Origin of the sequence: Sphingorhabdus sp., assembly GCF_044357595.1 — a bacterium.
Taxonomy (GTDB): Bacteria; Pseudomonadota; Alphaproteobacteria; order Sphingomonadales; family Sphingomonadaceae; genus Sphingorhabdus_B.
This window is the reverse complement of record NZ_JBIKPH010000113.1, coordinates 1-8,104: the sequence shown is the minus strand read 5'-3', so window position 1 is coordinate 8,104 and position 8,104 is coordinate 1. Positions and strand designations below refer to the sequence as shown.

The 8,104-nt window shown below is 56.2% G+C and carries 9 protein-coding genes; 7 read left to right on the top strand and 2 right to left on the bottom strand.

What is annotated here, in order from left to right; genetic code table 11:
* Window positions 1-140 precede the first annotated feature (140 nt).
* From nagZ to tatC, 6 genes are all read left to right on the top strand, one after another.
* Window positions 141-1,190, top strand: coding sequence for a beta-N-acetylhexosaminidase (gene nagZ / locus ACIQ2T_RS10450; protein ID WP_306062816.1), 1,050 nt, complete (start codon window positions 141-143; stop codon window positions 1,188-1,190).
* A gap of 8 nt (window positions 1,191-1,198) precedes the next feature.
* Window positions 1,199-1,981, top strand: a complete 783-nt coding sequence (locus ACIQ2T_RS10445; protein WP_397590754.1) for a segregation and condensation protein A — start codon at window positions 1,199-1,201, stop codon at window positions 1,979-1,981.
* Window positions 1,978-2,583, top strand: a complete 606-nt coding sequence (gene scpB / locus ACIQ2T_RS10440) for an SMC-Scp complex subunit ScpB (RefSeq protein ID WP_306062814.1) — start codon at window positions 1,978-1,980, stop codon at window positions 2,581-2,583. Before ACIQ2T_RS10445 ends, scpB begins: the two co-directional genes overlap by 4 nt.
* A gap of 65 nt (window positions 2,584-2,648) precedes the next feature.
* Entirely contained in the window at window positions 2,649-2,870 is a 222-nt protein-coding gene (locus ACIQ2T_RS10435; RefSeq protein WP_300036417.1) for a twin-arginine translocase TatA/TatE family subunit, read from the top strand.
* A 47-nt stretch (window positions 2,871-2,917) separates the two neighbouring features.
* Window positions 2,918-3,265 carry a Sec-independent protein translocase protein TatB gene (gene tatB, locus ACIQ2T_RS10430; protein WP_397590753.1) on the top strand — a complete coding sequence of 116 codons (348 nt, stop codon included), beginning with the start codon at window positions 2,918-2,920 and terminating at the stop codon, window positions 3,263-3,265.
* On the top strand, window positions 3,262-4,029 hold the full coding sequence (gene tatC / locus ACIQ2T_RS10425) for a twin-arginine translocase subunit TatC (RefSeq protein ID WP_397590752.1): 768 nt from the start codon (window positions 3,262-3,264) through the stop codon (window positions 4,027-4,029). Before tatB ends, tatC begins: the two co-directional genes overlap by 4 nt.
* 535 nt (window positions 4,030-4,564) lie before the next feature.
* Here the strand turns inward: tatC and ACIQ2T_RS10420 are convergent.
* Window positions 4,565-4,690 carry an entericidin A/B family lipoprotein gene (locus tag ACIQ2T_RS10420; protein WP_300036405.1) on the bottom strand — a complete coding sequence of 42 codons (126 nt, stop codon included), beginning with the start codon at window positions 4,688-4,690 and terminating at the stop codon, window positions 4,565-4,567.
* 141 nt (window positions 4,691-4,831) lie between these two features.
* On the bottom strand, window positions 4,832-6,967 hold the full coding sequence (locus ACIQ2T_RS10415; RefSeq protein WP_397590751.1) for a TonB-dependent receptor: 2,136 nt from the start codon (window positions 6,965-6,967) through the stop codon (window positions 4,832-4,834).
* A 182-nt stretch (window positions 6,968-7,149) separates the two neighbouring features.
* Here ACIQ2T_RS10415 and ACIQ2T_RS10410 point away from each other — a divergent pair.
* Window positions 7,150-8,104, top strand: a 955-nt coding sequence (locus ACIQ2T_RS10410) for a cysteine synthase A (protein WP_397590750.1), incomplete at its 3' end; no start/stop codon positions are given.

The window sequence follows — 8,104 nt, the reverse complement described above, 5'->3', positions numbered from 1 at the left end:
ACGCATTGCTGCGTATGAAGGGCGTGCCCTTGGGCAAGCTCGATTTCTTGGGCGCTATCCGGTAATTATACACAGGTTAAAGGCCGCTGTGCTCTGCTCCATGCTTGCCTTGGGGCAGCAGCGGCCTTAGCAATCTGTTCATGAAGCCGGTAATTTTTGGCCTATCGGGCCTGACCCTGACGGATGACGAAAAACGCCTGTTTCGCGATGTCGAGCCAGCAGGCTACATCCTGTTTAAACGCAATATCGAAGATAAAGCGCAGGTCCGCGCGTTGACCGACAGCTTGCGGACCTTGCATGGCCGCGACACGGTGCCGATTCTGATTGATCAAGAGGGCGGCCGGGTTGCACGTATGCGTCCGCCGGTCTGGCCTGACTTTCCCGCCGGTGGTGCATTCGACGCGCTTTACGACATTGCTCCCATCACTGCGATTGAGGCGGCGCGGTGCAATGCCGAGGCTATTGCGCTGTCGCTCAACGAAGTCGGCATCAACGTCGATTGCTTACCCGTGCTTGACGTCCGCGTGCCCGAAACACATTCCGCCATTGGCGACCGCGCCTTGGGCAGTGAACCACTGCGCGTGGCGGCGCTTGGTCGCGCAATCCTGGATGGCCTTGCTTTGGGCGGCGTCATTGGCGTGGTGAAGCATATGCCGGGGCAGGGCCGCGCCAATGTCGACACCCATCATGACTTGCCGCATGTCACCGCGACTGCGGCTGAACTTGCGCAAGATCTTGCCCCCTTCCGCGCTTTGAATCACGCCGCAATGGGTATGACAGGGCATGTTGTTTATGACGTCTGGGACGATCAGCACACAGCCACCATGTCACCCTTTGTTATCGACACGATCATCCGCGCGCAGCTTGGGTTCGACGGCCTGTTGATGAGCGATGATCTCGATATGAACGCGTTGCAGGGCGATGTTGCGACGCGCGCCCTGCAATGTGTCGTGGCCGGTTGCGACCTTGCACTCAATTGCTGGGGCCGGTTTGACGAGATGGTTGCGATTGCCAATAATCTTCCAGAAATTACCGCCGCTGCGCGCACCCGGCTTGACCGTGCGATGGCCCTGCCGCCGGTGGCATTTGACGCCGACCGGTTGGCACATCTGCTTGATAAGCGGGACCAATTGCTGGCGCTGGCCGATGCAAGCGCGAAGCTAACGGATGGAGCCACTGGCGCGGCATGAGCGGGCCAATGCTCTTTGACGAGGAGGAGGCCCTTCGCGATGAGAGCAGGCGTGACGCTGGACCTGGCCCGAATGTCCTGACCATCGACATTGACGGCTGGGAAGGACCTTTGGACCTTTTGCTGGCGCTGGCGCGCACCCAAAAGGTCGATTTGCGGCAATTGTCCATTCTCGCTTTGGTCGAACAATATCTTGTGTTCATTGATGAGGTGCGCGCGCTGAAGCTTGAGCTTGCCGCCGATTATCTGGTGATGGCGGCGTGGTTGGCCTATCTCAAATCGGCGTTGCTGCTGCCCAAGGACCCGACAATTGACCCATCACCAGAGGAACTGGCGCTGCGGCTGCAATTGCGGCTTGAGCGGTTAAACGCGATGCGTGAAAGCGGCGCGCGGTTGATGGCGCGCGACCGGATCGGACGCGATGTGTTCCTGCGCGGTGCGCCCGAAAAACTGCGCGTGGTCAAAGGGCGGGCTTGGGAATGTGATTATTTTGAACTGATCACCGCTTACGGCCAAATCAATGCACGGACGCAGCCAGCGATGCATATCGTCAAGAAACGCCAAGTCATGACTTTGGAGCAAGCGTTGGAGCGCGTTTCGGCCATGATTGGCCGTGCGATCGACTGGACCGCCATATCTGCATTTTTGCCCCCGATGGCGGATCCGGCCTTGCGCAAATCGGCATTGGCCTCCAGCTTTGTTGCCGCGCTTGAACTTGCCAAACGCGGTGTGGTTGATTTGCAGCAGGGGTCGACCTTTGCGCCATTGATGTTGAGGAAAAAGGCAACATGATTGAAACCGATCCCGATATGCGCGCGGTTGAAGCGACCTTGTTTGCCAGTGACCAGCCCATGACTGTCGAGCAGATCCGCGGTTATGTCGGGGATAGCGTGGATGTATCTGCGGCGCTCACGCAACTTGCGGCACATTATCAAGGCCGCGGCATAGAAATTGTCCAGCGCGGCAAGGCATGGCATTTTCAAACCGCGCCTGACCTTGCGCATTTGTTGCGGCGTGAGCGCGAGGAAAGCCGCAAGCTAAGCCGCGCTGCGGTGGAAACATTGGCCATTATCGCCTATCATGAACCTGTGAGCCGCGCCGAGATTGAAGCCATTCGCGGTGTGCAGATTTCAAAGGGCACGCTGGATGTCTTGATGGAGGCGGGATGGGTGCGTCCGGCTGGCCGCCGCGAAGTTCCGGGGCGGCCTCTAATCTACGCGACCACACCGGGCTTTCTGACGCATTTCGGGTTGAACAGTCGTAAAGATTTGCCGGGGATCGCTGACCTGAAAGCCGCAGGCTTGCTGGATCCTATCGACAGCGCGATGGGTGATATGCTGTTTACGGGCGAAGAAAGTGACAGCGAACTGGAAATTAACGAAAACAACGCCTAGATAAGATCAAGACAGGCGGGAATTTTGTTCGCATCATCGGGGGGATACCTCGTTAGGAGTTGAAAATGGGTGGTTTTAGCATCTGGCATTGGCTGATTGTTGGCATTTTGGTGTTGCTGTTGTTCGGCAAAGGCCGTTTTTCCGACATGATGGGTGACGTCGCCAAGGGCATTAAAAGCTTTAAAAAGGGCATGAGCGAAGACGAAGAAGCACCCAAGGCGCCGCCGCAAATTGGTGCGACAACCGTCATCGACGCCGAAAAGCAGACAGACAAGACCCAAGGCTAATCCATTGATAGCGCCGCCAAACCTGCCCTCGATATCGGGGGCCTGACGTGTTTGACGTTGCTTCGTCGGAACTGATGCTTGTCGTCCTTGTGGCTTTGCTGGTTATCGGGCCAAAGGATTTGCCAAGGGTCCTGCGCGTGGTTGGTAAATGGGTTGGTAAGGCACGCGGCGTTGCGGCGCATTTTCGTTCAGGGTTTGACGAGATGATCCGTCAATCGGAACTCGAAGAGCTGGAAAAAAAGTGGAAGTCCGAAAACGAACGCATCATGCGTGAACATCCCACCGATCCACGTGCCGATGTTTTGGGCGATGATAATATTTCGGGTGAAGCCGGACCGCCGGTGGAACAAACTGCGCCGGAGTCTCCACCTGCCGAAATGGCCTCCAAGATATGAGCGAGATCGACGACAGCAAAATGCCCTTGCTCGATCATTTGATTGAGCTGCGCAGCCGCCTGCTATGGAGCTTCCTTGCGCTTGCCGTGGCTTTTGCCGCAAGCTTGTATTTCGCGCGGCCGATTTTCGGATTTCTGGTGCAGCCTTTGCTCGCGTCGGGGCAAACTAAGCTCATTTACACCGCGATATTCGAGGCGTTTTTTGTCGAGATCAAGGTCGCATTTTTTGCCGCGACCTTCTTTTCCTTTCCGGTGTTTGCGACGCAGTTGTGGCGCTTTGTGGCGCCGGGCCTCTACAAAAAGGAAAAAAACGCGTTTTTGCCGTTCTTGCTCGCCACGCCAGTGCTCTTTCTGTTGGGTGCGGCGATGGCGTATTATATGGCGATACCCGTCGCGCTGAAATATCTGCTTGGTTTTGGTGGAACAGTCGGCGGCGTCCAGCAAGAGGCGCTGCCCGGCGTCGACAATTATTTGAGCTTTGTCATGAAGTTCATTTTCGGCTTTGGCATTTCCTTCTTGTTGCCGGTGTTGCTCATGTTGTTGGAGCGCGCTGGCTTGGTTACGCTGGAACAACTGCGCGGCGCGCGCCGTTATGCGATTGTTGGCATATTCGCAATCGCCGCAGTCTTAACTCCGCCTGACATTGTGTCGCAGCTGCTGCTCGCCATCCCCTTATGCATGCTCTTCGAACTGGCCCTCATCGCCATTTGGTTCACCCGCCGCCGCCGTAAAAAAGCAGCAAGCGTCGAAGAAGCCGCGACGTAGAATTTACACAAAAAACACTTTCCTACAGATAACCGGATAGGTTAATTGATTCGCGTCATTCAGGCTGCGGTCTAGAACGTGGGTCGGGATGATGGGAACGCTGGCGGGGCAACTCGCTGGCACGGCCGGCGCGATAGGGTGCTTGCTTCAGCCTTCAAAAAGGGCCTGTTGCATCAAGCTCTGAACAGCGCACAAGAGGCTGGGTGTGGCGGGAGACCGCCCCGTCTGTGATGGACGGCCTTGGGGTCTTTAGGAACCTTCACCCCCAAGGAAAGCAGCCCTGCCAAGATAAAGGCGGCTCCGAGTCATAGACTGATGGAACAAGAGAGCCTTAATCAACCAACACCATCAGCCGGAAGCAGCACCAGCGCTTCCGCGTCGGCCGTCCCCTTTTTCCTCCGCATGCGAAACTGCGCGCCACGTTTGTAGGAAATAATGTTACGCGTGTTGGATATTTTGGTGTGTGCGGGCCCATCCAAACAAAAAGGGCCAGAGGTTCCCCTCCAGCCCTGATGCCACGTCAATTGACATGCATTTACATTGCGCGGTCGCCAGCTTTGCCGACCGATTCAATATCTTCGCCTACGCCCTTGACGGTGTTGCAGGCTGCTGCCAGCAAAGATGCCGAAAGCAGAATGATCGTTGCAATTTTGCGCATCATATTCTCCAAAAATTTTGACCTTAATTGGCCCTTATGAAGAACGTGAGGCGGTGGGAAATGTTCCGCTTACCCTATTCTTGAAGTCCTGCAGTCGCTCGGTGACTATCGGGTGCAACTGCTTTCATGAACACGCGCCAGCAATCAAAAGCTGACCCGTGCAGTCACCCGAAAATCGCGCCCGCTTAAGGGGACAAAATCCTTAGTGAAAGATGCAGAACGCCGCGCGGTAACGTCGAAAATATTGTTCGCAGAGGCAATGATTGCGACATTCTGATCCCGCCCGAACGGCCGCCATGTTGCCGAGGCATTGACCAATGTGAAACCCGCGGTTGGCGTTTCAAATGCAGCCGTCTTGGTCTGCGCATCGCTCCATTCGACTTCGCCGCGCAGGTCAATCTGGCCGCCGCTAAGTTCGGCTCCGCCTAAAAGGCGCAAGGGCGGAATTCGGGGCACATTGCCACCACCCGAAGAGATTTTGGAGCGGGTGTAATCGGCAACGCCATCGACCGAGAGGTTCATATCGCCAAAGCTCGCTAGGCGTTTTGACCCCTGAAATTCGACGCCCCAGACCACGGCATCCTTTTGGAAATATGCAAATACGGGCAGATTGTCCTCTACTGCGCCGGTTTCAGCCTCATAAATGAAACTGTCGAAGCGGTTGGTGTATAGGGTCGCACTCAACGCCGCACCGGGGGCGTCGTAACGCGCATATAATTCGCCATTCCACGCGCGCTCACTTTTCAAATTGGGGTCGCCCAACTCATAAGCTTGCGTGGCAATATGCGGCCCGTTGGAAAACAGTTCCTCAACGGCTGGCGCACGACCGGTGCGCGAAACATTGGCCCCGATTTTCAAATCGCCAAAATGGTACCCAACACCCAATGCGGCAGAGACATTCTGGAATGACCGCGCGAGGCCTAGCGTATCCGCACGCAGTTCGACACTGTCAAAACGCACGGCGACTTCAGCGTCCAAATTGCCGGTGGTATACTCCTGCAAACTGAAAAGGCCATATTGCCGTGTTTTGTTCGGCGGCACAAAAGCTTCAGCGCCAATCGCTTCGAAATCGCGGGTCTGATATTGGACGCCGCTCGCGCCGCGCCAGCCGTTACGGTCATTTTGAATTAGTTCGGCTCGGCCCTCTATACCTTGGCTGATAAACACAGTGCCGATTTCGGAACCTTCAAATTCCGTGTGCGTGTAATCGGCGTAACCAGCGCGCAGGCGTAATTTATCAAACAGTCCGTCGCCCAAATTCACTTCGCCACGAAAGTCCGCCCGATACTGACGCATGCCAATGGTAACTGGCACTTCGCCTTCGACAATCTCTTCGCCTGTATGCGCATGTTCTGCGCCGGGGCGGGCAGGGATGCCATAATTGGTGTCGTAAATGCTGTAAGACAGGCCAAGATTGCCGCCGTCTTCGATAAACGCGATACCGCCCGCTGCGGTCCATGTCTTTACCGCGCTGTTGGGAATGCGGCCGCGTTGGTCCGCACGTTCTTGGGCTTCTGTGGCTTCTTCAAAATGGCCTTCGCTTGCCTCCTCCGCGGCAAAGTCCAACAGCTCTGTGCGCAAGCTTGGGGCGAATATATAGCCGCCCGTGCGGGTATCGTCGGTATTGCGATAGCTGCCGTCGACATGGACAACGATCCGGTCGGACACAGGCACATCGACGGACGCACCGCCCGAATAATCGCGTGCCGCGCTGCCATAAGCGACCAATGCATCGACATGCACAGGCTCATCGGGAACCGCGCGCGGTATGCGCTTGTCGAGCGCGTTGACGGCCCCGCCAACGGCCTGACCGCCAAAGAGGAGAACCGCAGGCCCGCGGAGCACTTCAATCCGCTCAACCGTCAACGTATCAATTGTGACGGCATGATCGGCTGAAGTGTTGGAGGCGTCAATGTTGCCAATACCATCCGTCAGGACAGCGACCCGATTGCCTTGATAACCACGTAAGACAGGCCGCGATGCCCCAGGCGAGAAGCTGGTTGCCGATACGCCGGGCAAGCTTGCCAAAATATCGCCCAGTTGCGCGCGTGTTTTTTCGGCGAGGATATCACCCGTCACTGCCGAAGTGCCCGACAGAAGGTCGAGCCGTTCGACATAAGGCGCGGTGACTACAATTTCGTCGGCGCTGTGAAAATCATCGGTCTTTGTATCTGTCGTTGATGAATCGGGGCTGCTTTGCTGGGCATAAGCGGGTGCGGCCAAAGCCAGAGATAAAGCGGTGAGGCTTGCGGAGAAGGCGCGAACTGGAACAGTTTTCATAAAAAGGCATCATCCAAGGGAGGCAGAAGGACATTGATTAGTGGTAATGATATAATATATCAATAGACAAATTGAACTTTGGCAGTTTCCCTAGTTATAAGGCGCCAAATACACTGTCTTTTGGCATGGCATGGGCCAGACCGGCTTGCGATTACCCATGAACGCGCGTAGCTGTCTGTGGTATGAACACGATTGCTTCGACACTCGATCTGATTGGAAACACTCCGCTGGTGCGCCTTAAAGGGCCAAGCGCGGAAGCCGGATGCGATATTTTTGGTAAGTGCGAATATGTGAACCCCGGCGCATCGGTAAAGGACCGCGCTGCGCTCTACATCGTACGCGATGCCGAACGGCAAGGGCTTCTTCAACCCGGCGGCACGATTGTCGAGGGCACGGCTGGCAACACCGGCATTGGCCTCGCGCTGGTCTGCAATGCGCTTGGGTATAAGACGATCATCGTCATGCCCGAAACGCAGAGCCAGGAGAAAAAGGACACGCTGCGTGCCTTGGGCGCTGAACTCGTGCTCGTTCCTGCCGCGCCATATTCGAACCCCGGCCATTTCGTGCACACTTCACGCCGCTTGGCCGAGGAAACCGAAAATGCAGTCTGGGCCAACCAATTCGACAATATCGCCAACCGCCGCGCACATATTGAAACCACTGCCGAGGAAATTTGGACGCAAATGGGCGGTGACATTGACGGCTTTACTTGCGCAGCTGGAACAGGCGGAACTATCGCTGGTGTAGGGCTTGGACTTAAGGCGAAGGATGAGGCGGTCACCATTGCCTTAGCCGATCCGCACGGCGCGTCGCTGTATAATTATTATGCGTGCGGTGAATTAAGCTCGGAGGGCAATTCAGTCGCCGAAGGCATTGGGCAGGGCCGGATAACGGCCAATCTCGATGGTGCGCCGATTGATACGCAATTCCGCATTTCGGACGAGGAAGGCCTTGTCTGGGTCCGCCGTTTGTTGGCGGAGGAGGGGCTTTGCCTTGGTCTTTCGTCCGGCATCAATGTGGCAGGCGCGATCGCGTTGGGCAAACAATTGGGGCCGGGTAAGCGCATTGTTACCATCTTGTGCGACACGGGTTTCCGGTATCTGTCCACCATCTATAATCCCGCATGGATGCGCAGTA